This window comes from Halobaculum sp. P14 (assembly GCF_051195155.1).
Classification (GTDB): Archaea; Halobacteriota; Halobacteria; order Halobacteriales; family Haloferacaceae; genus JBNTKA01.
Window position 1 is genome coordinate 749,351 of sequence record NZ_JBNTKB010000001.1, and the last position, 25,436, is coordinate 774,786.

A 25,436-nucleotide genomic window follows, 5' to 3' on the forward strand; every position below is an offset into this window, starting at 1 on the left:
CCCGGGTCGGGCTACACGTGCTCGTCGAGGAAGTCGACGACCGCGCGGTACGCCTCGATGCGGTTCTCGCGCTTGGAGAAGCCGTGTCCCTCGTCGTCGAAGACGAGCTTCCGTGTCGGGACGTGTTTGCTGGCCTCCTCGACGATCTGTTCGGCCTCGCCGACCGGGACGCGCGGGTCGTTGGCGCCGTGGAGCACGAACAGCGGCGCGTCGATGGCGTCGACGTGGTTGATGGGCGAGATGGACTCGAGGAACTCGCGGTCGTGTTCGAGGCTGCCGTACTCGGCCTCGCGGAGTTCGCGGCGCCAGTCGCCGGTGTTTTCGAGGAACGTGACGAAGTTCGCGATGCCGACGATGTCGACGCCGGCCGCCCACAGGTCGGGGTACTCGGTCATCGCGGCGAGCACCATGAAGCCGCCGTAGCTCCCGCCCATCGCGACGACGCGGTCGGAGTCGACCGCCGGGTGCTCGTCGAGCCACTCCACGCCGGCGTTCACGTCCGCGACCGAGTCCATCCGGTTTTCGACGTCGTCGAGGTGGCTGTACGCCTTCCCGTAGCCGGACGACCCGCGGACGTTCGGCTCGAACACGCCGTAGCCGTGGCTCACCAGGAACTGCTTCACCGGGTGGAACGACGGGCGGCGCTGGGACTCCGGGCCGCCGTGGATGTCGACGACGACCGGGACGCCGCCGTCCTCTGTCGAGTCGCGCGCCGAGGAGTCGTCCGCCGCGTCGCCGCCGGCGTCGTGGTCCGCCGGGGCGCTCGCGGCGTCCGGGAGCGTGAAGAACGCCGGGATGTCGCGGTCGTCGAACGTCGGGTAGTGGACGAGTTCGGGTTCGACGAAGCTGTCCCGCGGGATGCCGGCGGTGGACGCGAACGTCCACTGCTCGGCGTCGCCGGACGTGACGTCGGCGACGAAGCCGTTCGTGTTCACGGTGCTCCCGGAGACGGTGACGGCGTACCGGTCGCCGTCCGCGCCGAAACTGACGCCGCCGGCGACGCCGCCGGGGAGCGACGGTTCGCCGAACGGGTCGATGCGGCCGGGCGCGGTGAATTCGCCGGCCATGAGTTCGGTGTAGCCGTCGACGTTCCGCGAGTAGACGACGCGGCGGGAGTCGGCGTCGACGGTGACGCCGTCGAGGTTCCAGTCGCCGCCGGTTTCGACGACGGCGCGCTCACCGGTCGCGAGGTCGAGGCGTTCGAGCCGGAGCGTGTCCGCGTCGGCGTCGGTGCAGACGTAGACGTTCTCGCCGTCCGGCCCCCACTCCGGGCTCTGAAAGCGGGTGTCGACGCTGCCGCCGGTGAGGTGTTCGAGTTCGCCGTCGTCGACGTGGAAGACGTACAGGTCGTGGTCGAAGCTGGCGTGCGCCTCGTGGACGAGCAGCCGGTCGTCGCCGGGCGACCAGCCGGCGAGCGACAGCCAGCCGTCGCCCTCGTGGACGAGTTCGGCGTCGTCGCCGGTCTCGTCGCGGCCCTGCACGTACAGGTCGAACACGGACTCGTCGCGGCGGTTCGACGCGAACGCGAACCGGTCGCCGTCGCTCGTCCAGCCGCCCCAGCGGTGCTTGGCGGCCGGCGTCGCGGTCCACTCCGTGATGCGGCCCGTCGACGGCGTGAGCCGGTAGAGCTGCTGGCGCTCGTTGCCGCCCTCGTCCATGCCGAACGCGAGTTCGCGACGCTCGGGGGACCAGTCGACGAACGTGACGCGCTCGTCGAAGAAGGTGTGCTGTTCGGGCCAGCCGCCGGGTTCGTCCACCGTCCACACCTGCGGCGTCCCGGTCGTGTCCAGCAGGAACGCCAGCGTGCCGTCCGGCGCGAAGTCCAGCGAGTGGGCCGACCGGACGTTCAGGTACCGCTCGATGTCGTAGCCGTCGGAGGTCATTCGGTTCGGTGTACCCGCGGCCGGGCGGAAAGCGTTCGGGTCGGCCGAGCGGTGCCGTCGGGGACGGGTCGTGGTCGACGGCGCCGAAGGGCGGCCGCGAGTATCACCCGGCTTTTTGTAGAGCGGAGTCAACGTCGGCGTAGAGATGCGTGTCGCGTTCGTCTCGATGTTCACGTCCGACCACCGTGACACGCCGGCGGTGCGGCGCGCCGAACGGGTCGCGAAGCACCTCGCGGCGCGCGGCCACAAGGTGACGTGGCTGTGTGCGCAGTGGTGGGGCGGCACCGCGATTCCGGAGTTCGAACGCGACGGCATCCGGTATCTCGCGGTGACGCAGGCGCCGGCGACGGAGACGTTCCGCGCGAAACTGCCGTTCCGGCTCCGGGCCGCGAAGCCCGACGTCGTCCACGCCGTCAACGTCCCGCCGAGCCACGCGACGACCGCGAAAACCGCGGCGCGGCTGCTGCGCGTCCCGGTCGTCGTCGACTGGTGGGAGACCGACGAGGCGTTCGGCTCAGAGAAGCGCTACCGGAAGGCGGCGCGGAAGCCGGACGCCGTGACGACGCCGTCGGAAACCGTGAAAACCGAGGTGCGCGAGCACGGCGCCAGCGGCGACGACGTCGTCGTCGTCCCCGAGAGTATCGACTTCGACCTGGTGCGTGACGCCGCGGTCGACGACCGGTTCGACGCGGTGTGGGCGCGCCGGCTGGACGAGCACGCGAACGTCGAGACGTTCCTGCTGGCGCTCGCGGAACTCCGCGACCGCGACTGGTCGGCCGCCGTGGTCGGCGACGGCCCGGCGCGCGACGCCGCCGAACAGACCGCCCGCGACCTCCGCATCGACGACCGCGTGACGTTCCTCGGCGAACTGCCGCCCGCGGAGTTCGTCCCGGTGCTCAAGGGCGCGCACGCGTTCGCGCAGACCGCGACGTACGAGCCGTTCGCGACGGAGCTGCTGTGGGCGCTCGCGTGCGGCTGCGTCGGCATCGTCGAGTACCAGGCCGGGTCGTCGGCGCACGAACTCGTCGAGGGGCTCGACCGCGGCCGACGCGTCACCAGCCCGCAGGAACTCGCCGACGAAATTGTCGCCTGCGGCGACCTCCCGACGAAGCACGTCGACGAGGAGTTCGCCGGCTTCGACCACGACGAAATCCTCGACGAGTACGTGACGCTGTACCGCGACCTCGTCGACAGCTACGGGCTGTTCTGAGCCGCGACGCTGCGGCGGAAAGCGGAGACGGAACGGGAGAGGAAGACGCGAACGGACGGCGGACGAGGAGTCGGGCTGACGCGGCGGTGCGGCTACTCCTCGGGCGGTTCGTAGTCGCCGCCGTACTTCGTGAAGATGAACGCCAGTCCGAGCGTCGCACACATCGCGATGAACGACGCGATGCCGAGGCTCTTGGCGGAGTCGGGCACCTCGGGCGGCCCCTGCGGCACCGGCGTCGGCGTCGGCGTGGACTCGACGACCTCGATGGTGCCGGTCATGCCCTGCGCGCGGTGCGGGCTGCAGTAGTACTGGTACGTACCGAGCGTGTCGAACGTGTGGGTGTACGTGTAGCCGGTGTTGTACGTCTTCGACTCGCCGCCGGGCGTCCCCTCCCAGTTCGCTCCGGACGGCTGACTCTCGACGACGACGTTGTGGTTGTCGGACTCCCAGACGAACTTCACGGTGGTCCCGGGCGTGATGTACAGCGGCTTGTCGGTCCCCGGCTTGAACACGAAGTCGCCGTTCGGGCCGACGGCGACGGTCGCGGTGCCGCCGCCCGATCCGCCGCTGCTCGTTCCGGTCCCTTCCTGTGCAGCCGCCGTTCCCGCGCCGGCGCCCAGCGCCACTGCACCGGCCGCCCCCCGGATGAAGTTCCGGCGGCTCGTTCGCTCGCTCATGTCTCCGGGTTCGCGCCTCCCCAAAGTGAATCCGTCGGTTCAGGCCGACCGCGATTCGGCGCGCGGAGCGAATCCCCGCCGCCGACCCGGCCTGCTCTGGCCGCCTACAGCGTGTAGTCGTTCTCGCCGGTTTCGGATTCGAGGAACGCCGAGAGCAGGTCGATGGTCGCGGCGACGTCGTCGACGTTCGCGGTCTCGGTGACGGTGTGGAGGTACCGCGTCGGAATCGAGATGGCACCGACGGGCTTCGCGCCGTTGGAGTTCTGGAAGCCGGCGGTGTCGGTGCCGCCGGCGGGCAGCACTTCGAGCTGGTGGTCGATGTCGTGCTCCTCGGCGACGTCGCGGATGCGGCGGTGGACCTTCGGGTTCGTGATGACCGACGAGTCTTTGAGTTTGATGGCGGTGCCGTCGCCGAGCCGCGTCACCTGCTTGTCGTCGTCGACGCCGGGGACGTCGCTGGCGACGGTGACGTCGAGCGCGACGGCGAGGTCCGGGTCGATGTCGACGCCGAGCGCCTCCGCGCCGCGGAGGCCGACCTCCTCCTGGACGGTGGCGCAGAAGTGGACGGTGACGTCGGGGTCGACGACCTGCTTTGCGGCTTCGAGCATCGCGAACAGGCAGACGCGGTCGTCGAGCGCCTTCCCGGTGACGGCGTCGCCCATCTGCACCGTCGTCTGCTCCATCGTGACGAGGTCGCCGACGGAGACGAGTTCCTCGACCGCCTCGGCGTCGCGGCCGACGTCGATGACGACGTCTTCGACCTCCTCGGCGGATTCGCGCTCCTCGTCGCTGAGCGTGTGCGGCGGCAGCGAGCCGATGACGCCTGTGAGGTCGCCGTTTTCGGCGTGGACGCGGACGCGCTGGGCGCGGAGGACGCGGGCGTCCCAGCCGCCGAGCGCGTCGACTTTCAGGAAGCCGTCGTCGGTGACGTGTTTCACCATGAAGCCGATTTCGTCCATGTGCGCGGCGACGGCGACCGAGTAGTCCGAGTCGCCCTCGACGGTGCCGACGACGTTCCCCATCGCGTCCGTCCGCACCTCGTCGGTGTGGTCGGCGAACTCGCGGCGGACGAGGTCGCGGATGCGGCCCTCGTAGCCGGGGACGCCGCTCTCCTCTGTCAGTTCGCGCAGCAGGTGGAAGTCGAAGTCGAGTTCGCGTACCATACCGGCCCGTCCGTCGCCGCGGAGAAGAAACCCCGGCGTTCCGGTCCCGTTCGCCGGCTCGGTGCGTCCGCGTCGGCGTCGACACGACCGGAGCGCGGACGCGACGTCGCGCCGTCCGTCCGACCGACAACTCACACCGAGTTTGGTGTTGTTCCGGAACGCTTTTGCGGGTCTCGGCCGGCGTACCGGGTATGACAGACGAAGACGTGGAAGCCGAGCTTCGCTCGCAGCTGATGGACGCGTTCGGCGGCGCCGACTTCCCGGTGTCGAACCAGATGGACCTCGTGCCGGCGCTGCCGAACGGCCCCGGCACGAAGTTCGAGGCCGGCGACACGTCGTTCACGGCGATGGAGATGGCGGCGAAGCTCGGCTCCCACCAGGAGTTCCCGTACGAGGACGCCGAGAGCCTCGTCGACGACGTCATCGAGGGGCTGAAGGCGGAAGGGATGATCTGACGGCGGCGACGCGCCAACCGCCTTCTTCGGCCCGCCGCTTCCCGCGGAGCGGCCGCTCCGTCAGTCGCTAGAACGTCGCCGGCGGCGAGGGATTCAAGCCCCGCTGCCGCCAACGACGACCGTGTTCGAGCAGTGGCTGGCGACGACGCCGCGGTGGCTGGTCGACGGCGTCGGCCTCGGCGTCGCGGCGTCGGTCGCCCTCGCCGTCGTCTTCGCGGCCGCGGTGCGCTGGCTGCCGGGGCCGGCGGCCGCGTCCGCGACGTGCGGCGACGGGTCGACGCGGCGCCGCGCCGAGATTCGCGACTACCTCCGCCGCATCGACGAGCGGTACGTCGAGCGGTACGACCTCGACGGCCACGAGGTCGCCTTCTACCTCCCCGACCGCGACGTCGCCATCACGTTCGACGCGCAGGCGTACTTCCGGCTCAGGAACGCCGACCGCGACGGCGCGCTGTCCGTCGTGCTGTGTGAACACGAGATGCCGGGCCACCAGCTCGGCCGTCGGCTGCCGTTCGACGTCCCGGACGTCCACCTCGGCCCGCCGGAGGCGACGGACCCGGTGCGGTCGGCGTTCGAGACGCTCGGGCTTCCGTCGACGGCCGACGGCGACGCGGTCGAGCGCGCCTACCGCGAGAAGGTGAAGGAGGTCCACCCGGACCAGGGCGGGAGCCGCGAGGCGTTCACGGCGGTGAGGGAGGCATACGCGACCGCGCAGAACCACGTCGAGCGTGAGTGAGTCCAGGCGGCTGCTTTTCGCGGTCGGCGCGCGGGCAGCGGTCGGTCCGGGCTACCGGGAGATACCGCCGGCGCGCTCACTGACGACCGCCTCGACTTCCTCGGGGGTGACGACGACGAGGTCGCCGCTCAGCGTCCGCTTCAGCGCGGCGGTCGCGGCGCCCCACTCGAGCGACTCCGGGACGGTACCGCCGCGGCAGCGCTTCGCGAGGAAGCCGCCGACGAACGCGTCGCCGGTGCCGATCGGGTCGAGCGTGTCGGCGTCGTATGCGGGCTGTTCGTGGACTTCGCCGGCGTGCAGCGCGAGCGCGCCGCGGGCGCCGCGGGTGAGGACGACCGTCTCGAAGCCGTGGTCGGTCGCGAGTCCGTGTGCGACCTCGACGGCGTCGCCGTCGCGGTCGAGCACCTCGGCGGCGTCGCGTTCGGCGACGACGAGCACGTCGACGGACGGGAACAGCCGTTCGCAGGCCGCCGCGGCCTCGTCGGGGGTCCACAGCTTCGACCGGTAGTTCAGGTCCATCGCCGTCGTCGCGCCGGCGGACCGGGCGGCGTCGAGCAGGTCGGCGGTCGCGTCCTCGGCGGCGTCGGACAGCGCCGGCGTGATGCCGCTGGTGTAGAAGTAGTCCGCGTCGGCGAGCGACGCCGACGGGAGTTCGTCGGCTGAGACGGTGGTGATGGCGGCGTCGGCGCGGTCGTAGACGACGTCGGTGCCGCGCGGTTCGCCGCCCTGTTCGAGGTAGTACGTGCCGAGCCTTGCGTCGTCGGCGTCGTCCCACGCGACGTCGGTGGTGACGCCGTGGCTGTGGAGGTCGCGGGTGACGCGGCGGCCGAGCGGCGAGTCCGGAAGCTTCGACAGCCACGCCGCGTCGAGGCCGAGCGAGGCGGCCGCGACGGCGACGTTGCTCTCGGCGCCGCCGATGCGGGCGTCGAGTTCGCGGGCGGTCTCCAGCCGGGTCCCCTCGGGCGGGGAGAGCCGGAGCATCGTCTCCCCGAACGTCGCGATGTCGGTCATGGTGCGTGGGTCGCCGGCGCCGTACAAGAAACGCGGGGGAAGCCGCCGGCGCCGAACGGCCCGCCGAACGCCGACGGCAACGCCGACACCGACGGGGCTGGCCGGTGTGCCGCCTCGCGGCGGAGTGCGGTCCTGCGCGACTGGGGTTCAGTGCCGGCTCAGTCGGCGGTCGCGCGCTCTGCGGCGTCGGCGTCGGGTTCGGCCCGCTCGAACAGGGCGCGCGTGAACGCCGGGAGGTCGTCGGGCACCCGCGAGGTGACGAGGTTGCCGTCGGTGACGACCGGCTCGTCGACGTAGGTCGCGCCGGCGTTCTCGACGTCGACTTCGAGCGTCCAGTAGCCGGTGACGTCGCGGCCGTCGATGGCGTCGGCGCTGATGAGCAACTGGGCGCCGTGACAGATGGCGCCGACGGGCTTTTCGCGCTCGTCGAAGGCGGCGACGACGTCGGCGGCGCGCGGCGACTCGGTCCGGAGTCGTTCGGGCGCGCGGCCGCCGGGGACGACGAGCAGGTCGAACTCCTCGGCGAGCGCGTCGGGGTCCCGCGCCGAGAGGTCGATGTCGGCGTCGAACTCGTAGCCGTGTTCGCCCTCGGCCGCGTCGCCGTCCGGCGTCGCGACCTGTACGTCGAACCCCTCCTCGCGGAGGCGGTAGTACGGGTAGCTGAACTCGCTGTCCTCGAAACCGTCGGTGGTGACGATGAGTCCGTTCATCAGTCTCACCTCGGTCGGTTCGAGCCGCCGCGGACGAGGCCGTCGCCCCCCGTCCGCGGCTCAGCAGGGAGTCTGGGGCCGCAGGCGGTAAAATCCAACGGTTCGTTCGAAAGTTCCGAGGTGTCGAAACGAAAAGAATGGAGTCACTCGGCGCGCCGCCCGGCGTGGCCGGGGTAGTCGCGCTCGAACCGGTCTTCGATTTCGTCGCGGCCGAACGCGACGACGACGGGGCGGCCGTGCGGGCAGGCGTACGGGTTCTCGCAGTCGTCGAGCGCGTCGAGCAGGTCCGCGACGGAGCCCTCCGTCAGCGACGTGTTCCCGGTGACGGACGGGTAGCACGCGAGGTCGGCGAGCAGCGCGTCCGCCACCTCCGCGACGGTGCGGTCGCCGGCGTCGACGTCCGCCGCGAACGCGCCGAGCACGTCGCGGAGCAGCGCCGGGTCGAGCGTCGCGTCGAACACGGCCGGCACCGCCGTGACTTCGACCGCGCGGTCGGCGGCGCCGTCACCGCTCTGCCCCTCGCCGCGGCCGCCGTCGGCGTCGCCGTCCGCGTTGCCGTCCGCGTTGCCAGCCGGGTCGGCGCGCTCGGCGCGGAAGCCGAGTTCGACGAGCGCGTCGCGGAACGTCTCGAACAGTTCGGCCTCCCGCGCCGTCAACGCGACCGTCACGGGCGACGCGAGCGTCTGCGACGGCGACGACTCCCGCGCCGCCGCCCGGAGCCGCTCGTAGTTCACGCGCTCGTCGGCCGCGTGCTGGTCGACCAGCACCAGCCCCTCGTCCGTCTCGCAGACGAGGTAGGTGTCGTCGTACTGACCGAGCACGCGCATCGACGGCAGCGACTCGTACTGCGTTCGCTCGTCCGTCGTGCCGCCGCCGAGCGTCGCCTGCGTCGGCGCGCCCCAGTTCCGCTCGGCGCCGGCGCCGCCCTCGTTCGCGGCGGGCTCGGAACCGCCGGCGGCTGAGTCGGCGTCCGCGGCGTCTGCGGCGTCTGCGGCGTTCCCGGCGTCCGCAGCCTCAGTAGCGCCTGCAGTTTCCGCGGCGTCTCCGGCGTCCGCGTCGGGGGACTGCCAGCCGCGCGGCGACGGCCTGTCAGTCCACGCGTCGTCGTGGCTCGGCTGCCGCGGCGGGTGGTCCGTCGGCCGGTCCGGTTCGGCGGTGTCGGCGCCGCTGTCGCCGACCGATTCGTGACCGGCGGCGTCGACTGCCGAGCCAGCCGGTCCGGTTCCGCCGGCGGCCGAGTCAGCCGGGTCGTCGTCGTCGGTTCCGTCAGCGTCGTGTTCGCCAGCGTCGACCCCGCCGGAGTCGACCCCGTCGGCGTCGCTTTCGTCGGCGTCGCCGTCGATTTCGGCGTCCTCGTCGCCGTCGTCGGCCGCCGAGTCGCCCCAGGCGTCAAGCACCGAGCGCGTCGTGTCGGACGCCGCCGCAGCCTCGGAGTCGGCTCCCGCGCCGTCGTCCGTCTCCGCAGCGTTCTCCGTCGAGTCGCCGTGTCCCGCGCCGCCGGCGACTTCGGGGTCGACGGTGGCCTCGTCCGGCGCGGAGCGGCCGCGGGGCGCCGAGCGGCGAATCAGCCCGTGCGTCAGCAGCGCCTCCCGGACGGCCGCCTCGACCGTCTCGGCGACCGCGGCGTCGTCGTCGAACCGCACCTCGGTCTTCCGCGGGTGGACGTTCACGTCGACGGCGGCGGGCGGCACGTCGACGAACAGCACCGCGAACGGGTAGCGGTCCGGGGCGAGCTGGCCGCCGTAGGCGTCGACGACCGCCGAGCGCAGCCCGGCGTCACGGACCCACCGGCCGTTCACGAACGTCGTCAGGTACTCCCGGCCCGCCCGGGTCGTCTCCGGGTGCGACGTCAGTCCGGTGACGGCGACGTCGCCGTCGCGGGCGCTGTCCACGCCGAGCGATTCGGTGGTGGCGTCGACGTCGACCATGGATTCGGCGACTTCGCGACCGTAGACGGCGAGCACGGCGGAGCGGCGGTCGCCGTCGCCGTTCGACGCGAACACCTCGCGGCCGTCGTGCTCCAGCGACACGGCGACGTCCGGGTTCGCGAGCGCGTACGCCGAGACGACGCCGTTGATGCGGGAGAACTCCGTCGCCGGCGACTTCAGGAACTTGCGGCGCGCCGGCGTCTCGCCGAACAGGTCGCGGACCTCGACGACGGTGCCGGTCGGGCAGCCCGCGGGCTCGACGTCGCCGACGTCGCCGTGGGTCACCGTGAGTTCCGCGCCGGCGTCGGCGTCCGCGGGGCGGGAGCGCACCGTGAGTTCGGAGACGGCGCCGACGGTGTGCAGCGCCTCGCCGCGGAAGCCGAGCGTGCCGACGCCGGCGTCCAGGTCGTCGATGCCGTCGAGCTTGCTGGTGGCGTGTTTCGCGACGGCCTTCGGGAGCTGTTCGGGTGGCATGCCGCGGCCGTCGTCGCGGACGCGGACGCCGTCGATGCCGCCGCGGTCGACCGCGACGGCGACGCGGGACGCGCCGGCGTCGAGCGCGTTCTCGACGAGCTCCTTCACGACGGACGCGGGGCGTTCGACGACCTCGCCCGCCGCGATTTCGCGGACGGTGCGGTCGTCGAGCGCGCGGATCTCGTCGGACATTGACGGAGGTGTGGCGGCCGGCGCGTATCAATCCCGTGTTCGCGCTCGCGGCGCCGACCTGTCTACGGAACGACCATGACAAATTGTGTCATAGAGCGTCGCTGCGGCAGGATTTATGAGTCTCAAGCCACCCAAGACGGGCACCAACAGTGACCCGGACCCCACCCGTCGACGCCGACTCGGCAGCGACCGGCCCAGGCACCAGCGCGTGCGGAGGCGTTCACTGATGTTCGGCACCGGCATTCCGCCCGTCGGACTGCTCACGCTCGTCCTGCTCGGCTTCGTCATCGCGACGACCGTGAACACGTTCGCGATGGAGGCTGCGGTGCTGTTCACGCCCGCGTTCCTGTTCGTGTTCCCGGCGCTCGTCCCCGGGTTCCCGGCCCTCGAAATCAACGCCGCCATCGGCCTGGCGCTGTTCGTCGAACTGTTCGGCTACTCGTCGTCGGTGCTGGCGTACTGGTACCGCCACCAGATCGACTTCAACATCGCCGCGAAGCTGCTGGCGGTCACGGTGCCGGTCGCCGTCGTCGCCCGCGCCGGCTCGTACTTCGTCCCCGGCGACGTCCTGATGGTCGGGTTCGGGGTGCTGCTCGTCGTGCTCGCGGTCGTGCTGTACGAGGCGCACGAACACGGCCCGTCGCTCGTCGACGCGGTCGCCGAGAAGCCCGAACTGCCGCTGCTCGCCGTGCTCGAAGACGAGTACGAGCCGCGGACCCGCGTCATGACCGACACGCACAGCGCCGAGGAGACCCCGCCGAGCGCGCACATGGGCGGCGCGGCCGCCTCGCCCGACGAACGCCCGACGGGGAACGCGGTGATGGGCGACGGCGACGAGCCGACCGAGTTCCACCTCGAACTCCCCGACTTCCTCGTCACGCTGCTCGGCGGGACGCTCGCCGGCCTCGTCGGCATCGCGGTCGGCGAACTGACCCAGTCGATGCTGGCGCTCCGCCGCCGCGTCCCGCTCAAGCTGTCCACCGGGACGAGCGCGCTGGTGCTGCACGTCACCATCGTCGCCGCGCTGCTGTCGAACGTCGCGCTCCTCCGGTTCGCGCCCTCCGTCACCGGCGAAGGCTTCACGGTCCCGTTCGGCGTCGGCATCTTCGTCGCCACCGGCTGCCTGTTCGGCGGGCAGGCCGGCGCCTACCTCAACAACCGACTGTCGGAGACCACCGTGATGGCGATGCTCATCGGCGTCTACTTCCTCGTCGGCGTGTTCGTCGTCGTGCGGACGCTGTTCCTCGGCGGCGCCGCCCACTGACGCCGAGCGGTTTTGCGCCGCCGCCGAACCCCGGTCGGTGGCCGGCAGCGTGCGAGCACCCGTCACGGCGCAGTTTAAGCCCTGACGGAGCGTCAATAGACGTGTGTGAGCCGTTCGGCGGGGCTCACGCGGAGCACACCATGACAGATACATCCTCGGACACATCGGCGGTCACGGCGGCCCGGCGGCCGCGAACGCACCGGATTCTCGGCGGCCTCGTCGTCGCGCTCGGCGTGCTGCTGCTCGCGGACACCACCGGGCTGGTCGCCGTCGACGGCTTCGACGTGTTCCTCGCCGCGGCGCTCGTCGTGTACGGCGGCTACCGGCTGGTGAGCGAGCGCGCCGAACACCTGTTCTGGCCCGGGGCGGCCCTGCTGGTCGGTGCGGGCTGGCTGCTCGTCGAGTTCGACGTGCTGACCGGCGGGCAGGCCCGCCAGCTCTGGCCGCTCCTGCTCGTGCTGTTCGGCGCGTCGCTGCTGCGGGGACGCCGGCACGGCCGGGGCTTCGGCTCGGACGTCGTCGTCGGCACCGGCGGGCGCGTCGGCGACGCGAGCAGCGTCACCGCCGTCTTCGAGGACGCCCGGCTCGACCTCCGCGGCCTCGACATCCCGACGCCGGCCGCCGTCGAAGCCGTCGCCGTCTTCGGCGACGCCGAAGTCGTCGTCCCGGAGGACTGGGTCGTCGTCACCGACGCTACGGCCGTGTTCGGCAGCGTCCGCGACATGCGGCGCGCCCGGCCGACCGGCGACCCGGACCTGGTGCTCGACGGCGCCGCCATCTTCGGCGACGTCCGTCTCACCGACTGACCCGCCGCGGCACCGCTACTCACCCGACTCCTCCAGCTGTTCTTGCCACTCCTGTACCTTGGCCATCAGCTCCACCGGCGGCGTCTCGGCGACGTCGGTGTCGCGGAGCGCGTCCAGCACCGCCGCGGCCTCCGGGTCGACGACCGAGCCGTCGCCGCCGTCGGTGGACTCCGCGGCAGCCGGTTCCGGTGCCGTCGCCGCCGTCGTTTCCGCCGCGTCCGTCCGCTCCGCAGTCCCCGTCGTCTCCGTCGTCGCGGTCGCAGCGTCGCCGGCCGCGGCGTCGCCGTCCGCGTCGGCGTCGACGAACTCGCCGGCCGAGAGGTCGAAGACGGCCTGCCGCGTCCGCGTGCCGCCGCCTTCGCCGTCCGCGTGGTCTGCGTCTCCGGCGCCGCCGGCGCCGCGGGCCTCGATTGCCTTCTCGGCGCGGAGCCGGTCGAGCACCTCGCCGGCGCGGTCGACGACCGGCCCCGGGACGCCGGCGAGGTCCGCGACGTGGACGCCGTAACTCCGGTCGGTCGGCCCCTCCCGGACCCGGCGCAGGAAGGTGACGTCGTCGCCGTCGCCCGATTCTTCCCCGTCGGCGCGCGAGGAGTCCGGGTCGCCGTCGACGGCGACGTGGACGTTCGCGACCCGCGGGAGGTGCTCGGCGAGCGACGTGAGTTCGTGGTAGTGGGTCGCGAACAGCGTCTTCGCGCGCACCTCGTTGTGGAGGTACTCGGTGGCGGCCCACGCGATGGAGATGCCGTCGTAGGTGGCGGTGCCGCGCCCCACCTCGTCGAGGATGACGAGCGAGTCCGCCGTCGCCGAGTGCAGGATGTTCGACAGCTCCTGCATCTCGACCATGAACGTCGAGCGGCCCTGCGCGAGCTCGTCGAGCGCGCCGACGCGGGTGTAGATGCCGTCGACGAGCGGCAGCGTCGCGGCGTCCGCCGGGACGAAACTCCCGGCCTGCGCGAGCAGCGAAATCAGGGCGCACTGCCGCATGTACGTCGACTTCCCGCTCATGTTCGGCCCGGTGACGACGAGGAAGCCGCGGTCGCGCGACAGCCGGAGGTCGTTCGGGACGAAGTCGGTGGTGCGCTCGACGACCGGGTGGCGGCCGGCGTCGATTTCGAGGACGTCGCCGTCGGTGAACGACGGCCGGACCCAGTCGTTGCCGGCGGCGTGCTCGGCGAGCGACGCCAGCGCGTCGAGTTCGGCGAGCGTGCGGCCGACGTCCTGCAGCAGCTCCGCGTCGTCGGCGACGCGGCCGCGGAGGTCGTCGACCAGTTCCCGTTCGCGGTCGCCGCGGGACTCCTCGAGGCGGAGCACGGTGCGTTCGCGCTCCTCCAGGTCGTCGGTGACGAACCGCTTCGAGTTCTTCAGCGTCTTGATTTCGCGGAAGTGCTCGGGGACGTCGTCGGCGACCGACCGGCCGACCTGGACGTAGTAGCCGTCGGTGGTGTTGCGGTCGACGGTGACGTGGCTGAGGCCGTACTGCCGCTTCACGCGGTCTGCGAGCGTGTCCAGCCACTCGCTCGCCTCCTCGTACTCGGCGACCAGTTCGTCGAGTTCGTCGTCGTAGCCGCGGGCGATGACGCCGCCGTCGCCGACGCTGCCCGGCGGCTCGTCGACGAGCGCCGCGTCGAGTTCGTCGTGGAGGCGGCGCGCCGCCGACTGGTCGGGCCGGGCGAGCACGTCCGCGACCGGGGAATCGGCGAGTTCGGTACCGTCGATGGCTGAGGCGAGCGCCGGGAGCCGGCCGAGCGCGTCGCGGACGGCGGCGAGGTCGCGCGGCCCCGCGCTCCCGCTGGACGCGCGAGCGGCGAGCCGTTCGAGGTCAGCGGTGCCGTCGAGCGCGTCGAGCAGGCGGTCCCGGGCGAGCGCCGCGGCCGCGAACGCCTCGACCGCGTCGTGCCGCCGCGCGAGTTCGTCGCGGTCGCGGACCGGCCGCGTTATCCACTCGCGGAGCAGCCGCGACCCGGCGGCGGTTTCGGTGTGGTCGACGGTGTCGAGCAGGGTGCCGTCGCGGCCGCCCTGCATCGTCTCGACCAGTTCGAGGTTGCGCTGTGTCGTGGCGTCGAGCGAGACGCGGCCGTCCGGGTCGAGCGTCCCGAGCCGCGTCATCGACGCGAGCACGCCGGCGCCGGTCTCGTCGACGTAGTGGAGCACCGCGCCGGCCGCGCCGACGGCGGCGTCCGCGTCGAGGCCGACGGCGTCCAGCGTCTCCGCCCCGAACTGCTCGCGGAGGCGGTGCCGGGCGCGGCCCGGCGCGAACGCCTCGGCGTCGTGCAGCGTCAGCCGCGCGTCGGTGCCGTCCCGGACCGCCGCGATGAGGTCGTCGTCGCCGTTCGCGGCCGTGCCGCCGCCGCGGACGCCCGGCCCGGGCAGGACTTCGACGGGGGCGAACCGGTGGAGTTCCGCGCGGACCGCGGCGGCGTCGTCGACGGCGGCCGCGTGGAACCGGCCGGTGGTGACGTCCGCGAACGCGACGCCGTACTGGCCGCCGCCGAACTCGACGGCGCAGAGCCAGCGGGCGTCCGCGTCGTCCGGGTCGACGACCGTGCCCGGCGAGACGACGCGCTCGACCCGGCGGCGCAGGTCGCCGCCGTCGGTTTCGTACTGGTCGGCGACGGCGACCCGGTAGCCGCGCTCCACCAGCGCCTTCAGGTACGGCGTGAGTTCGGCGAGCGGCACGCCGGCCATCGGATACGACGAGCCGTGGCTCGACTTCTGTGACACCTTCAGGTCCAGTTCGTCCGCGACCAGTTCGGCGTCGTCGGCGAAGAACTCGTAGAAGTCGCCGCACTGCATCGCGAGGACCTCGGCGTCGGTGTCCGCCTTCAGCGCGAGGAACTCCTCGACGATGCCCGACGGCTCGTTCGACATACCGTGAACGGAGGGAGTCGACGCCTAAAACGGTGCGGTTCAGCGAGTGCGGACGCGGCGAGCGGCCGCGGTAAATCCGGTGCCGGCGACGCGTCCGGCGGGCGCCGCGGCTGGTCGGTTCGCGCCTCCGAGCAACGTCGCCCCGTTCCACGGGAGACGCCCCTACCCGTTCCCCGTGGCCGCGGCGACGGTGAAACGGCGGCGACGCGCCGCCTTTTAGATTTCGCTCCCCGCCGGGTGCGACGTCACCGGAGCGGGATGCCGGTCGCGGAGATGCCGACGAGGCCGAGCCACGACAGCAGCGCGAGCGCGAGCGACGCGGCGACCCAGCCGACGAGGGCGATGCCGGCCGCCGTAATCCAGCCGCCGCGGTACCGCCACTTGATGACGCCGAGGTACGCGAGCAGCGTCAACACGGGGCCTGCGAGCGGAATCCAGCCGAGGAGCGCCCCGGCGACCGTCCAGACGAGCGCGCCGATGAGCGCGGTCCAGACGGCGTGCTCGAAGCCCCGTTCGTCCGCGAGCAGCGTCGCGCCGACGAAGATGCCGAAGCCGCCGACGAGCGCGCTCACCACGAACACGACGACAGCGTCGAACAGCGCCATGTCTCGCCGGTTCGCGTGCCGCCCCGAAAACCGTAGCGGCCCACCGCCCGCAGCCCGGTCTGCATCCCGCAGTCCGTAGTTCGCAGTCCCGGTCCAGTCCGCGGCCGCCGCGAGCGTCGCGGGCGCCGTCCGTCGTCAGCGTTCGTCGCCGCCGCGGGCGCCGTCCAGTTCGGCCGTACACCAGTGACAGAAGTCCAGCTCCGGGTCGACGTCGTTGCCGCAGTGCGGACACGTGGTCGGTGCGCCGTCGTCCGCGGCTCGCCGAGCGGCGGCTGTTTCGTCGGCGCGGGCGAGCACGAACGCGTCGACGGCCGACGAGAGCACGACGACGAGCGGCGGGGCGAGCGTCGACAGGTCGACCGAGTCGCCGCCGACCATCGCCGCCAGCGCCGCGTCGGGGACGAACAGCAGCACGGCGGCGTACGTCGCGGCGAACCAGCCGAGCGCGCGGAGCCAGCGCCGGAGGTAGGCGTGTCCGAGGCCGGTGACGGTGAGCGCGAGCAGCGCGGCGAACCACGGCCGCAGCCGCGAGCGCGTCTCGTTCATGGTAGTTCCCACCGGTCGGTCAGCAAAAAGCCGTCGGTCGCACGAACCGGCGGGTGCGCCCGGTGGCGCGACCCTTTTCCGCCGGCAGCACCGCCTAGGACCCGATGAGCACACAGCAGTCCGACGACACGCTCGCGGTGTACGCCGACTTCGTCTGCCCGTTCTGCTACCTCGGCCGGGCGTCGCTCCGGACGTACCTCGCGGACCGCGCCGCCGGCGCGGCCGACGGCGACGACGCGACGAGCGACGACGGCGTCGCCGACGTGTCCGAGGTCGAGGCGGACCTGGACGTCGAGTGGCGGTTCTTCGACCTCCGGAGCCAGAAGCGCGGCCCGGACGGCGAGATTCGCGACGACGTCGACGACGGGAAGGACGAGGAGTACTTCGCGCAGGTCCGCGAGAACGTCGAGCGGCTGAAGGCGCAGTACGGCGCCGAGATGCTCGGCCTCGACGAGGTGCCGGACGTGGACTCGTGGGCGACCCAGCAGGCCGCGCTGTACGTCAAGCAGTCGTACGACCGCGCGACGTTCCTGTCGTTTTACGACGCGGTGCTCGACGCCTACTGGGTCGACGGCCGCGACATCGAACAGCCGGACGTCGTCGCGGAGCTCGCGGAGTCGGTCGGCGTCGACGGCGACGAGGTGCGCGACGCGATGGGCGACGAGAGCCTCAGCGCGGAGCTCGAACAGCAGTTCCAGCAGGCCCAGCGGCTCGGCATCTCGGGCGTCCCGACGTTCGTGTACGGCGAACACGCCGCCCGCGGCGCCGTCCCACCGGAGCACCTGGAGCGGCTCGTCGAAGCCGAACACTGACCGGGCACCGTCCCCGGTATCAGCCCCGGCATCAGCACCGGTATCAGTCTCGATACTCTCGCCGACGCGTTCTTGTACCCCGTCGGTGACGCGGCGGACATGAGCGCACAGACCGGTCAGCGCGTCCGGCTCGGCCTCGCCACCGCCGCCGTGCTCGCGGTGACGGCGGTCGCGGCGCTGGGGCTCGCCAGCATCGCCGTCTGAGCACCGCCGAGTCGACCCGGAGCAGTCGCCGTGTTCTCAGCCGCAGCGACGTCTTTCAGCAGCAGCGACGCTTCTCCGTTCCGTCCACGACTTCAGCCGACCGTTCGACCGCGCAGCCGATGCCGACACTGTTCGGTAGCGGACCCGCGAGTAACTGGATGGGCAGCGTGAACCGAGTCGAAGCAGAAATCCGAGCCGCAGACGTCGAAGTTCCGTGAGGTGCCGAATTCCGGGAAGCGCCGAAAATACGGAAAGCGCCGAAAATACGGGAATCCCGGGCGGGTCGGCGTCAGACGTAGGTGAACCAGTCGTCGTGGTCGTCGGTTTCGCGTTCGACGAGGTCGAAGAACGCCTGCTGGAGTTCTTCGGTGACGGGGCCGCGGGTGCCGGAGCCGATTTCGACGTTGTCGACCTGCCGGATGGGCGTGACTTCGGCGGCGGAGCCGGTGAAGAACAGTTCGTCGGCGGTGTGGAGTTCGCCGCGGGAGATTGTGGCGTCGTCGTGGACCGTGTAGCCGCGCTCGCGGGCGAGCGTGATGACGGTGTCGCGGGTGATGCCGTCGAGGATGGACTCGGCGAGCCCGGGCGTGTACAGTTCGCCGTCGCGCACCAGGAAGATGTTCTCGCCGGGGCCCTCCGCGACGTTCCCCTCCTTGTTCAGGACGATGGCTTCGACGAAGCCGTTCCGGCGGGCCTCCTCGCCGGCGAGCATGCTGTTGACGTACAGCCCGGTCGTCTTGGCGTTCGTCGGAATCTGGCTGGAGGCGTGTTTCCGCCACGACGACACCATGACTTTGACGCCGTTTTCGAGCGCCTCGTCGCCGAGGTAGGCGCCCCACGGCCACGCGGCGATGGCGACGTCGGTCGGGCAGTCGCCGGGGGAGACGCCGAGGCTGTGGTAGCCGTAGAAGGCGATGGGGCGGATGTACGCCGAGTCGAGGTCGTTGCGCCGGACGACGTCCATCGTCGCCTCGGTGAGCTCCTCGCGGCTGTAGTCGATCTCCATGTCGTACGGCTTCGTGGACGCGAACAGCCGGTCGAGGTGCTCCTCCCAGCGGAACACCGCGGTCCCGTTCTGCGTGTCGTACGCCCGGACGCCCTCGAAGACGCCGGTGCCGTAGTGCAGCCCGTGCGTCAGGACGTGCGTGGTCGCGTCGTCCCAGTCGACGAACTCGCCGTTCTGCCAGATGACGCCGTCCTCCGCCATCTCCTCGAACGCGGTCATGGAGTGAGGGTCGCGCCGTCACGACTTAAATTCACGAGAATCGGCACGCCGGGCCGCACGTCCCCGGTGCGCGCCGACGAACTACTCGGACGCGGCGCGCCGGCGGCGGTAGGCGTCGTACAGCGCCGGCAGCCCGAGCGGCAACGCAAGGACGCCGAACGCCGCCTCCGCGAACCGCGCCCGCGACGACCCGCGGACGGCGAGCGCGGCGGCGACGACCCCGAGCAGCGCCACCGCGTACGCCGCGTTGCTCCACGCCGGGACGTACGACGAGCAGTACGCCCAGCAGACGAACGTGTACGACGGCGCGTTCCACGTCGGCGGGTGGAGCTTCGGCCAGAAGAACCGGCAGTACGTCGTGAACGCCAGCATCGTCGCCGCCGGCACCACCACGAGCCACGTCGACGCCGAGCCGACCCCGACGCCGGCGTCAGCGTCGCCGCTGCCGCGTCGGCTCGCGAAGCGTTCGTACCCGGTCAGGACGAGCGCCGGTGCGGACGCGACGTACAGCCAGATGCCGAGCGTGTACGTCACGGGCCAGTGTTCGATGCGCGGCTGCCGGTACGGGAGCCGGAGCGACGCCGGCAGCGTCGCCCACGGGAACGACGGGTCCGGCACCGGATTCGTCAGGAAGGCGACCGCGGACAGCGCCGAGGCGGCGACGAACAGCCACGGGCCGGCGGCGGCCAGCCGTCGGACCGCCGCGTCGACGGTGTCGGCCGAGGCGTCCGCAGACCGCGCCGGCGACTCCGGCGGAGCGGGCGTGGTGTCGGTCACGTCCGCCGAGTGGCTGCTCGTTCGGCTTGCCTGTTTCGGTGCCGACGCTCGGCGTCGGCGGCGACGACGGCGGAGCGGCTGGCGGCGACGACGAGAAACGGTCGGCGACGACGCGAGAGCAGGGGTGCGTTACCGCAGCGCGTCGACTAGCTGTTCGCCTTCGACGTACGGGACGTCGTGGCGGTCGGCGTAGGTGCGGGCGTCGGCGGGGCTGAGCGCGCCGCCGGTCTCGTCGTCGAGCATCTCGCACACCACGGCGGCCGGCGGCCGGTCCGCTTCGTCGGCGAGCGCGAGGCCGAGTTCGGTGTGGCCGACGCGGTCGGCGAGGCCGTCGGCGGCGCCGCGGAGCACGTGGACGTGGCCGGGCGCGCGGAACTCGTCGGCGAACTCCGCGGGGCCGTAGTCGACGCCGGCGTCGACGGCGTCCGCCATCGACGAGAGCTCCGTGATGGTGCGGGCGCGGTCGTCGTCGGTGATGCCGGTGAAGGTGTCGCGGTGGTTCACGGGCAGCGAGAACGACGACCGGTCGTCGTACGCGAGTTCGTGGTCGCCGGCGACCGGGTGGGAGATGGCGTCCTCCATGAACGGCAGATCGACGGCGTCGGCGACGTGGCCCGCGACGGCGACGCAGACGAGGCCGCCGGCGTCGTTCCGCATCCGGGCGACGTCGCGCGGCGTCACCGCGTCGGCGGGGTAGACGATGTCGGTTTCGCCCTCGCGGTCGTCGAAGTCGTGGACGAGCACCGGGTCGCCGGCGCGGAACGCGGCGACCGCGCGGTCGAGCCGCGGCGCCTGTCGGCTCACTGTTCCCCCGCGTCGGCCGCCGCGGATTCGGTGGGGACGCCGGCCGCCTCGGCGGCCTCGACGGTGTCGGCCGCGGCGTCCTCGACGTGGACCGTGACCTCGTCGCCGTCGTCGAGTCCGAGTTCGTCGCGGAGCTTCGCCGGCGCGATGACCTCCGCTTTGTCCTCGTCGTGGTGGGTGCGCTCCGGGACGATGACGTGCGTCGGCTCGAACTCCGCGTCGTCGACGGAGACGGTGGCGGCGTAGCACGTCGCCGGCCCGAACGTCCGCTCGTCGTCCTCCCAGCCGTCGATGGGGATGCCGTCGACGGCGTCGAGGCCGGCGCGGGCGCGCACGGACCCCTCCGAGAGTTCGACGTTGAGCGTCCCGGGGAACGGCTCGTAGCCGAGCCGGTCGACGAACTGCGCGTGGTAGCCGTCGAGCTGGATGTAGTGGCGCCCCTCGCCCATCCCGGAGGTGACGGTGCCGGTGAGCGTCAGGCCGTCGTCGCCCTCGAACAGGCGGCGGTAGTCGGCGTACTCGGCGTGGAGCCGCCGTTCGCCGGCGTCGGTGACGGACACCCACTGGCCGTCGCTGACGACGTCGCGGTCGATGAGGTCGGCGCCGTCGAGCCGCTGGAGCCGCCGGGAGGCGGTCTGGCTCGACGCGTCCAGCCGGTCGCCGAGCGCGGCGCAGGAGACTTTCACGGGTTCGCGGAGCGCGCCGCGGAGCGCGACCGCCTTCAGCGCCGCCAGCTCGTCGTGGCCGACGGTCGAAGCGCTTGCTGCCATTACCGGTAGTCGGCGCCAGCCACGCAAAAGTGTAACGGATTCGGGAAGCATCCCAGAATCGTGATGGAGCGTCACGCAGCCGTGACGGCTCACGTCGCTGTGTCGGTTCTGCGCGGCGGCCGCGTGAAAAGGCGTCGGTTCAGGCGCGCTGCTTCCGTTCGAGTATCTTGCCGGAGGCGCCGACGGCGACGTCCGGGTACGTGCCGTTCTCGCCGTACGCCATCTCGCGGAGGTCCGAGTCGATGGGCGTCTCCATCTGCGCCCACTCCTCGCCGTACACCTTCTCGTAGGCGACGCCGCTCGAACCGACCGTCGCGACGTCGTCGTTCGCCGAGCGGGTGACGCCGTTCAGCGTCGCGCTGCCGACGTCGGTCGGCGTCCAGAGGTTGCAGTTGCAGTCCAGCCGGTATATCTTCCCGCCGCCGCCCGACACGTACGCCCGCTGCTGGCCGGAGTCGGTCTTGTAGCTGATGACGTCGTACAGCGGCACTTGCGAGTTCGGGATGCCGACGTCGGTCCACGTCGACCCGCCGTCTTCGGTCTCGAACGCGTTCGAGGAGGTGTCGACGGCGCGGACGGTCTGCGGCTTGCTGCTGTGGACGTCGATGGCGGCCAGTTTCGAGCCGCTCCCGGGCTTCGCGACCGACCCCCACTCGACGCAGCCCTCGTCGTTCGTCGTCCCCTTCAGCACCTCGCCGGAGCCGTTGGCCGCGTAGATGGTCTCGTTCTCGCGGGTGCCCGTGACGGCGACGGCCTCCCACGTCGACGTCTTCCCCTTCGGCGCGGAGTAGTTGTACTTGAGCCCGGAGACGTTGTCGTACGCGCCGATGACGCCGGAGCCGCCGACGAACCACACCCGCTTGCCGTCGTCGGTCGTCGCCATCGCGCGCAGCGTGTTCGCCCGGGTCGCCGGCCCGTTCTCGACGACGACTTTCCAGGTGCCGTAGTCGGTCCACTTCAGGACGTTCCCGTCCTGCCCGCAGGCCATCGGCCCCTCGTTCGACATCACCGTCGAGTACAGCGTCTTCGACGTCGGTGACGTCGCCTCGTACCACCCCGTGTCCGTCACGGCGCGCGCGGTGCCGACGACCGCGGGTGCCCCGGCGGCCGCCGCCGCGAGCCCGCCCGTCGCCCTGAGCACCGTCCGCCGCGTGTGTGCGCTCTCAGACATCGTCCCAACAGCCCACCAGACACCGCGTCCACCCAAAGTAATTTTGGCCAATGAGTATATGAAAATAAGTTCGCGTGGCTGTTCGTGCAGCGTCAGCGGCCGTCCGAGAAGCCGGGGTCGCGGCCCCGCCCGTCACCGCTCGAATATCTCGCCCCCGTTTCCCACGACGACGTCCGGGTCGCCACCGGACCCGATGACGCAGCCGTGGAGGTCGGAGCCCGCGCCGACGACGGTGTTGGTCCACGCCGCCTCCTCGCCGGTCCGCTCGTAGACGTAGCCGGACTCGCCCGCGCCGAGCAGGTACCGGCCGTCGCGTTCGAGCGCGAGGAACGACTTCGCGGCCGGCTTCGTCGGCGTCCACAGCCGGCAGGTGCAGTCCTGCCGCCAGACGCGGCCGTTGCCGCCGCCGGCGTAGATGCGGTCCGGGCCGCTCACGACGGCGTTCATGGAGTTCTGCGCGTCGGCGATGCCGACCTGCGTCCAGGAGTCGCCGCCGTCGGTCGTCTCGAAGACGCGGGCCGCGGTGGTGACGACGCGGCCGGCGTCGCGCGTGTGGAAGTCGACGCCGTTCACGGTGGTCGCGCCGCCCGTGTCGAGGACGGTCCACGTCAGCGAGCCGTCGTCGCCGCGGACGCCGCACAGCAGTTCGCCCGACCCGCTCGCCGCGTACACCCGCTCGTCGCCGACGGCGCCGACGACGTCGACCGCGGTGAGCGTCGACGCGTACCCGTTCGGCGTCGAGTGGTCGCGCGCGGTGCCGGCGTCGACGCGGTACTCGCCGACCGTGCCGGACGCGCCGACGGACCAGACGCCGCCGCCGTCGTCGGTGACCCCGAGCCCGTACAGCGTCTTGTTCTTCCCGCGCGGCCCGTCGCCGTCGAGGACCGCCCAGCCGTCGGCGCCGCGCCGGAGCAGCACGCCGCTGTCGCCGCAGGCGTACGCGCCGTCCGCAGCCGCCTCCACGGCGTACAGCGGCTTCGACGTCGGGGAGTCGACGGCGCGCCAGCCGTTGGCCGCGCCGCGGCGCCGCACGGTGACGTCGGTGATGCTCCGCGCCGCGGCGTCGTCCGACCCGGCGAACAGTCCGGCGGCGACGCCGACGCTGGCCGCAGCCGCCCGCAGCACTCCGCGCCTCGACGTTCCCCGCGGCATCTACCGGACCGATACGCGTGTTCATTCCAAAAGTATAGTGGCCGAAATTCTTGCTTTTATCCATGAAATATTCGTTCGCGTCGACGATTCGCCGTCAGTCGCGCTCGGGCGGTGGCGCCTGTCCGGCGTCGCTCGTCGCTGGCAGACATGGCTCGCCGCTGGCGGGCGTGGCTCGTCGCGCCGTTCGGAAACCCCTTTATCGCGGGCCGCGGAACCGTTCGGCATGTTCAGACAGTTCCGGTCGGCCGTCGAGGCGGCGCTGACGGACGCGCTCGCCGACCTCGACTACCCGACGGACGACCTCGGCATCGAGGAGCCTCCGGGCGACGTGGCGGCGACGCTGGCGTCGAGCGTCGCGTTCAGGCTCGCCGACGAGGCGGGCGCCCCGCCGGCGCAGGTCGCCGCGGAGGTCGCCGACGAGGTGGACGTCGACGGCACCGACTACCTCGTGGACGTCGACACCAGCGGCCCGTACCTCAACTTCTTCACGGGCGAGGCGTACCTCGCGGACACGCTCGAAGCGGCCCGGAGCGACGACTACGGTGCGCTCCCGCCGAAGGAGGAGTCGGTCGTCGTCGAACACACCTCGGCGAACCCGACCGGCCCGGTTCACGTCGGCCGCGCCCGCAACCCCATCATCGGCGACGCCGTCGCGAACGCGCTGGAGTACGCCGGCTACGACGTCGAACGGCACTACTACGTCAACGACGCCGGCCGGCAGATGGCGGTGTTCACGTGGGCGTACGAGACGTTCGACGAGTCCGACCTGCCCGACCCGGAGCGCGACAAGCCCGACTACGACCTCGTCCGGTACTACCGGAAGGGGAACGCGTTCCTCGAAGACGGCCCGGAGGAGGCGGTCGCGGAGGCGGAAGCCGAAATCGAGTCCATCATGCAGGGGCTCGAATCCGGCGACGAGGAGACGTTCGAGCGCGTCAGCGAAGTCGTCGACGCGGTGCTGGCCGGGATGCGGGAGACGCTGTCGCGGCTCCCCGCCGAGTTCGACGAGTTCGTGAAGGAGACGCGGTTCATCCGGGACGGCTCGGCCGACGAAATCGTCGCGGAGCTGAAAGCGAGCGACCACGCCGAACTCGACGACGGGGCGTGGGTGCTCGACCTGGAGGAGTGGGGCATCGACAAGGAGTTCGTGTTCCTGCGGTCCGACGGCACGACGCTGTACACGACCCGCGACCTCGCACACCACGAGTGGAAGTTCGACAACTTCGACCGCGCCGTCACGGTGCTCGGCGAGGACCAGCGGCTGCACGCCAGCCAGCTGGAAGCCGCCCTCGACGTCCTCGGCAACGACACCGACCGGCTCACCTCGATGTTCTACTCGTGGGTGAACCTCCCCGGCGGCGAGGGGATGAGCACCCGCGAGGGCACAGGCGTCGACCTCGACGACCTGCTCGACGAGGCCGTCTCGCGCGCCCGCGACGAGGTCGAAACCCGGATGGAGGACCGCATCCGCGACGACGACCTCGACGAGTCTGACGTCGAGCGCATCGCCGAACAGGTCGGCGTCGGCGCGGTCCGGTACGACATCGTCTCGAAGCAGCCGACCAAGAGCATCACGTTCGAGTGGGAGCACGCGCTCGACTTCGAGGCGCAGTCCGCGCCGTACGTCCAGTACGTCCACGCGCGCTGCTGCGGCATCGTCGACGAGGCCGCCGCCGAGGGGCTCGAGCCGGACCGCCTCGACGTCGACCCGGACGCGCTCCAGTCGCAGGAGGCGCGCGACCTGCTGCGCGTCACCGCGCGGCTCCCCGCCGTCATCGAAGGCGCCGCCGACGACCTCGAACCGCACCGCGTCGCCACCTACACCCGCGAGTTCGCGGAGACGTTCAACGCCTTCTACCGCGAGTGCCCGGTGTTGAGCGCCGAGGACGGCCGGACCCGCGACGCCCGGCTTGCGCTCGTCGCCGCCGCCCGCAACACGGTCGCGAACGCGCTCGACGTGCTCGGCGTCGCCGCGCCGGAGTCGATGTAGCCG

General features: G+C 71.9%; 22 protein-coding genes. 7 read left to right on the forward strand and 15 right to left on the reverse strand.

What is annotated here, in order from left to right:
* Positions 1-11: 11 nt before the first annotated feature.
* A complete protein-coding gene (locus ACQUS7_RS03855) occupies positions 12-1,883 on the reverse strand; it encodes a S9 family peptidase (RefSeq protein ID WP_435144779.1) in 1,872 nt (623 codons plus the stop codon).
* Positions 1,884-2,028: 145 nt separating this feature from the next.
* Between ACQUS7_RS03855 and ACQUS7_RS03860 the strand changes: the two genes are divergently transcribed.
* Positions 2,029-3,093, forward strand: a complete 1,065-nt coding sequence (locus ACQUS7_RS03860; protein ID WP_435144782.1) for a glycosyltransferase family 4 protein — start codon at positions 2,029-2,031, stop codon at positions 3,091-3,093.
* Positions 3,094-3,185: 92 nt separating this feature from the next.
* Here ACQUS7_RS03860 and ACQUS7_RS03865 read toward each other — a convergent pair whose 3' ends face one another.
* Entirely contained in the window at positions 3,186-3,770 is a 585-nt protein-coding gene (locus tag ACQUS7_RS03865) for a plastocyanin/azurin family copper-binding protein (protein WP_435127537.1), read from the reverse strand.
* Between the two features lie 104 nt (positions 3,771-3,874).
* The gene (locus ACQUS7_RS03870; protein WP_435144786.1) at positions 3,875-4,933 is read right to left on the reverse strand and encodes a M42 family metallopeptidase; all 1,059 of its coding nucleotides are present in this window, start codon (positions 4,931-4,933) and stop codon (positions 3,875-3,877) included.
* A 191-nt stretch (positions 4,934-5,124) separates the two neighbouring features.
* Between ACQUS7_RS03870 and ACQUS7_RS03875 the strand changes: the two genes are divergently transcribed.
* Both ACQUS7_RS03875 and ACQUS7_RS03880 read left to right on the forward strand, forming a co-directional pair.
* The gene (locus ACQUS7_RS03875; protein ID WP_435127534.1) at positions 5,125-5,388 is read left to right on the forward strand and encodes an MTH865 family protein; all 264 of its coding nucleotides are present in this window, start codon (positions 5,125-5,127) and stop codon (positions 5,386-5,388) included.
* A 121-nt stretch (positions 5,389-5,509) separates the two neighbouring features.
* A complete protein-coding gene (locus tag ACQUS7_RS03880) occupies positions 5,510-6,124 on the forward strand; it encodes a J domain-containing protein (protein WP_435127532.1) in 615 nt (204 codons plus the stop codon).
* Between the two features lie 51 nt (positions 6,125-6,175).
* Here ACQUS7_RS03880 and kdgK1 read toward each other — a convergent pair whose 3' ends face one another.
* The 3 genes from kdgK1 to mutL form a co-directional block, all read right to left on the reverse strand.
* Positions 6,176-7,135 carry a bifunctional 2-dehydro-3-deoxygluconokinase/2-dehydro-3-deoxygalactonokinase gene (gene kdgK1 / locus ACQUS7_RS03885; RefSeq protein ID WP_435127530.1) on the reverse strand — a complete coding sequence of 320 codons (960 nt, stop codon included), beginning with the start codon at positions 7,133-7,135 and terminating at the stop codon, positions 6,176-6,178.
* 158 nt (positions 7,136-7,293) lie between these two features.
* The gene (locus ACQUS7_RS03890) at positions 7,294-7,845 is read right to left on the reverse strand and encodes a type 1 glutamine amidotransferase domain-containing protein (RefSeq protein ID WP_435127528.1); all 552 of its coding nucleotides are present in this window, start codon (positions 7,843-7,845) and stop codon (positions 7,294-7,296) included.
* A gap of 143 nt (positions 7,846-7,988) precedes the next feature.
* Positions 7,989-10,439 carry a DNA mismatch repair endonuclease MutL gene (gene mutL / locus ACQUS7_RS03895; RefSeq protein ID WP_435144792.1) on the reverse strand — a complete coding sequence of 817 codons (2,451 nt, stop codon included), beginning with the start codon at positions 10,437-10,439 and terminating at the stop codon, positions 7,989-7,991.
* Positions 10,440-10,665: 226 nt separating this feature from the next.
* Between mutL and ACQUS7_RS03900 the strand changes: the two genes are divergently transcribed.
* Entirely contained in the window at positions 10,666-11,703 is a 1,038-nt protein-coding gene (locus ACQUS7_RS03900) for a TSUP family transporter (protein WP_435144795.1), read from the forward strand.
* A gap of 140 nt (positions 11,704-11,843) precedes the next feature.
* Positions 11,844-12,509 (forward strand): LiaF transmembrane domain-containing protein, encoded by a 666-nt coding sequence (locus ACQUS7_RS03905; protein WP_435127523.1) that lies wholly within the window; start codon positions 11,844-11,846, stop codon positions 12,507-12,509.
* A 15-nt stretch (positions 12,510-12,524) separates the two neighbouring features.
* On the opposite strand, the gene mutS is transcribed toward ACQUS7_RS03905, so the two are convergent.
* From mutS to ACQUS7_RS03920, 3 genes are all read right to left on the reverse strand, one after another.
* Positions 12,525-15,377 carry a DNA mismatch repair protein MutS gene (gene mutS, locus ACQUS7_RS03910; protein ID WP_435144798.1) on the reverse strand — a complete coding sequence of 951 codons (2,853 nt, stop codon included), beginning with the start codon at positions 15,375-15,377 and terminating at the stop codon, positions 12,525-12,527.
* A 245-nt stretch (positions 15,378-15,622) separates the two neighbouring features.
* Positions 15,623-15,982 (reverse strand): hypothetical protein, encoded by a 360-nt coding sequence (locus ACQUS7_RS03915; RefSeq protein WP_435144801.1) that lies wholly within the window; start codon positions 15,980-15,982, stop codon positions 15,623-15,625.
* 135 nt (positions 15,983-16,117) lie between these two features.
* Positions 16,118-16,528: a DUF7575 domain-containing protein gene (locus tag ACQUS7_RS03920; RefSeq protein ID WP_435144804.1), complete on the reverse strand. Its 411-nt coding sequence runs from the start codon at positions 16,526-16,528 to the stop codon at positions 16,118-16,120.
* Positions 16,529-16,632: 104 nt separating this feature from the next.
* Between ACQUS7_RS03920 and ACQUS7_RS03925 the strand changes: the two genes are divergently transcribed.
* Entirely contained in the window at positions 16,633-17,340 is a 708-nt protein-coding gene (locus tag ACQUS7_RS03925) for a DsbA family oxidoreductase (RefSeq protein ID WP_435144807.1), read from the forward strand.
* A gap of 493 nt (positions 17,341-17,833) precedes the next feature.
* Here the strand turns inward: ACQUS7_RS03925 and ACQUS7_RS03930 are convergent, their stop codons facing one another.
* The 6 genes from ACQUS7_RS03930 to ACQUS7_RS03955 form a co-directional block, all read right to left on the reverse strand.
* The gene (locus tag ACQUS7_RS03930; protein ID WP_435127513.1) at positions 17,834-18,769 is read right to left on the reverse strand and encodes a branched-chain amino acid transaminase; all 936 of its coding nucleotides are present in this window, start codon (positions 18,767-18,769) and stop codon (positions 17,834-17,836) included.
* Between the two features lie 81 nt (positions 18,770-18,850).
* Positions 18,851-19,546 carry a hypothetical protein gene (locus tag ACQUS7_RS03935; protein ID WP_435144810.1) on the reverse strand — a complete coding sequence of 232 codons (696 nt, stop codon included), beginning with the start codon at positions 19,544-19,546 and terminating at the stop codon, positions 18,851-18,853.
* A 129-nt stretch (positions 19,547-19,675) separates the two neighbouring features.
* Entirely contained in the window at positions 19,676-20,350 is a 675-nt protein-coding gene (gene ribB, locus ACQUS7_RS03940) for a 3,4-dihydroxy-2-butanone-4-phosphate synthase (protein ID WP_435127510.1), read from the reverse strand.
* A complete protein-coding gene (locus ACQUS7_RS03945; protein ID WP_435144813.1) occupies positions 20,347-21,120 on the reverse strand; it encodes a DUF120 domain-containing protein in 774 nt (257 codons plus the stop codon). Before ACQUS7_RS03945 ends, ribB begins: the two co-directional genes overlap by 4 nt.
* 139 nt (positions 21,121-21,259) lie before the next feature.
* A complete protein-coding gene (locus tag ACQUS7_RS03950) occupies positions 21,260-22,291 on the reverse strand; it encodes a hypothetical protein (protein ID WP_435127506.1) in 1,032 nt (343 codons plus the stop codon).
* Between the two features lie 132 nt (positions 22,292-22,423).
* On the reverse strand, positions 22,424-23,443 hold the full coding sequence (locus ACQUS7_RS03955; protein ID WP_435127504.1) for a WD40/YVTN/BNR-like repeat-containing protein: 1,020 nt from the start codon (positions 23,441-23,443) through the stop codon (positions 22,424-22,426).
* 223 nt (positions 23,444-23,666) lie between these two features.
* Between ACQUS7_RS03955 and argS the strand changes: the two genes are divergently transcribed.
* Complete coding sequence (gene argS / locus ACQUS7_RS03960) at positions 23,667-25,433, forward strand: arginine--tRNA ligase (protein WP_435144817.1); 1,767 nt, start codon at positions 23,667-23,669, stop codon at positions 25,431-25,433.
* Positions 25,434-25,436: the final 3 nt, after the last annotated feature.

What these genes read in the sequence shown, in the direction of transcription:
- ACQUS7_RS03930 (WP_435127513.1), bottom strand. Translation starts at nt 18,769, where the DNA reads ATGACCGCGTTCGAGGAGATGGCGGAGGACGGCGTCATCTGGCAGAAC.
- ACQUS7_RS03905 (WP_435127523.1), top strand. Translation starts at nt 11,844, where the DNA reads ATGACAGATACATCCTCGGACACATCGGCGGTCACGGCGGCCCGGCGG.
- ACQUS7_RS03955 (WP_435127504.1), bottom strand. Translation starts at nt 23,443, where the DNA reads ATGCCGCGGGGAACGTCGAGGCGCGGAGTGCTGCGGGCGGCTGCGGCC.
- ACQUS7_RS03900 (WP_435144795.1), top strand. Translation starts at nt 10,666, where the DNA reads ATGTTCGGCACCGGCATTCCGCCCGTCGGACTGCTCACGCTCGTCCTG.
- ACQUS7_RS03920 (WP_435144804.1), bottom strand. Translation starts at nt 16,528, where the DNA reads ATGAACGAGACGCGCTCGCGGCTGCGGCCGTGGTTCGCCGCGCTGCTC.
- ACQUS7_RS03870 (WP_435144786.1), bottom strand. Translation starts at nt 4,933, where the DNA reads ATGGTACGCGAACTCGACTTCGACTTCCACCTGCTGCGCGAACTGACA.
- kdgK1 (WP_435127530.1), bottom strand. Translation starts at nt 7,135, where the DNA reads ATGACCGACATCGCGACGTTCGGGGAGACGATGCTCCGGCTCTCCCCG.
- ACQUS7_RS03915 (WP_435144801.1), bottom strand. Translation starts at nt 15,982, where the DNA reads ATGGCGCTGTTCGACGCTGTCGTCGTGTTCGTGGTGAGCGCGCTCGTC.
- ACQUS7_RS03865 (WP_435127537.1), bottom strand. Translation starts at nt 3,770, where the DNA reads ATGAGCGAGCGAACGAGCCGCCGGAACTTCATCCGGGGGGCGGCCGGT.
- ACQUS7_RS03950 (WP_435127506.1), bottom strand. Translation starts at nt 22,291, where the DNA reads ATGTCTGAGAGCGCACACACGCGGCGGACGGTGCTCAGGGCGACGGGC.
- ACQUS7_RS03925 (WP_435144807.1), top strand. Translation starts at nt 16,633, where the DNA reads ATGAGCACACAGCAGTCCGACGACACGCTCGCGGTGTACGCCGACTTC.
- ACQUS7_RS03890 (WP_435127528.1), bottom strand. Translation starts at nt 7,845, where the DNA reads ATGAACGGACTCATCGTCACCACCGACGGTTTCGAGGACAGCGAGTTC.
- ACQUS7_RS03945 (WP_435144813.1), bottom strand. Translation starts at nt 21,120, where the DNA reads ATGGCAGCAAGCGCTTCGACCGTCGGCCACGACGAGCTGGCGGCGCTG.
- ACQUS7_RS03875 (WP_435127534.1), top strand. Translation starts at nt 5,125, where the DNA reads ATGACAGACGAAGACGTGGAAGCCGAGCTTCGCTCGCAGCTGATGGAC.
- mutL (WP_435144792.1), bottom strand. Translation starts at nt 10,439, where the DNA reads ATGTCCGACGAGATCCGCGCGCTCGACGACCGCACCGTCCGCGAAATC.
- ACQUS7_RS03855 (WP_435144779.1), bottom strand. Translation starts at nt 1,883, where the DNA reads ATGACCTCCGACGGCTACGACATCGAGCGGTACCTGAACGTCCGGTCG.
- mutS (WP_435144798.1), bottom strand. Translation starts at nt 15,377, where the DNA reads ATGTCGAACGAGCCGTCGGGCATCGTCGAGGAGTTCCTCGCGCTGAAG.
- ACQUS7_RS03860 (WP_435144782.1), top strand. Translation starts at nt 2,029, where the DNA reads ATGCGTGTCGCGTTCGTCTCGATGTTCACGTCCGACCACCGTGACACG.
- argS (WP_435144817.1), top strand. Translation starts at nt 23,667, where the DNA reads ATGTTCAGACAGTTCCGGTCGGCCGTCGAGGCGGCGCTGACGGACGCG.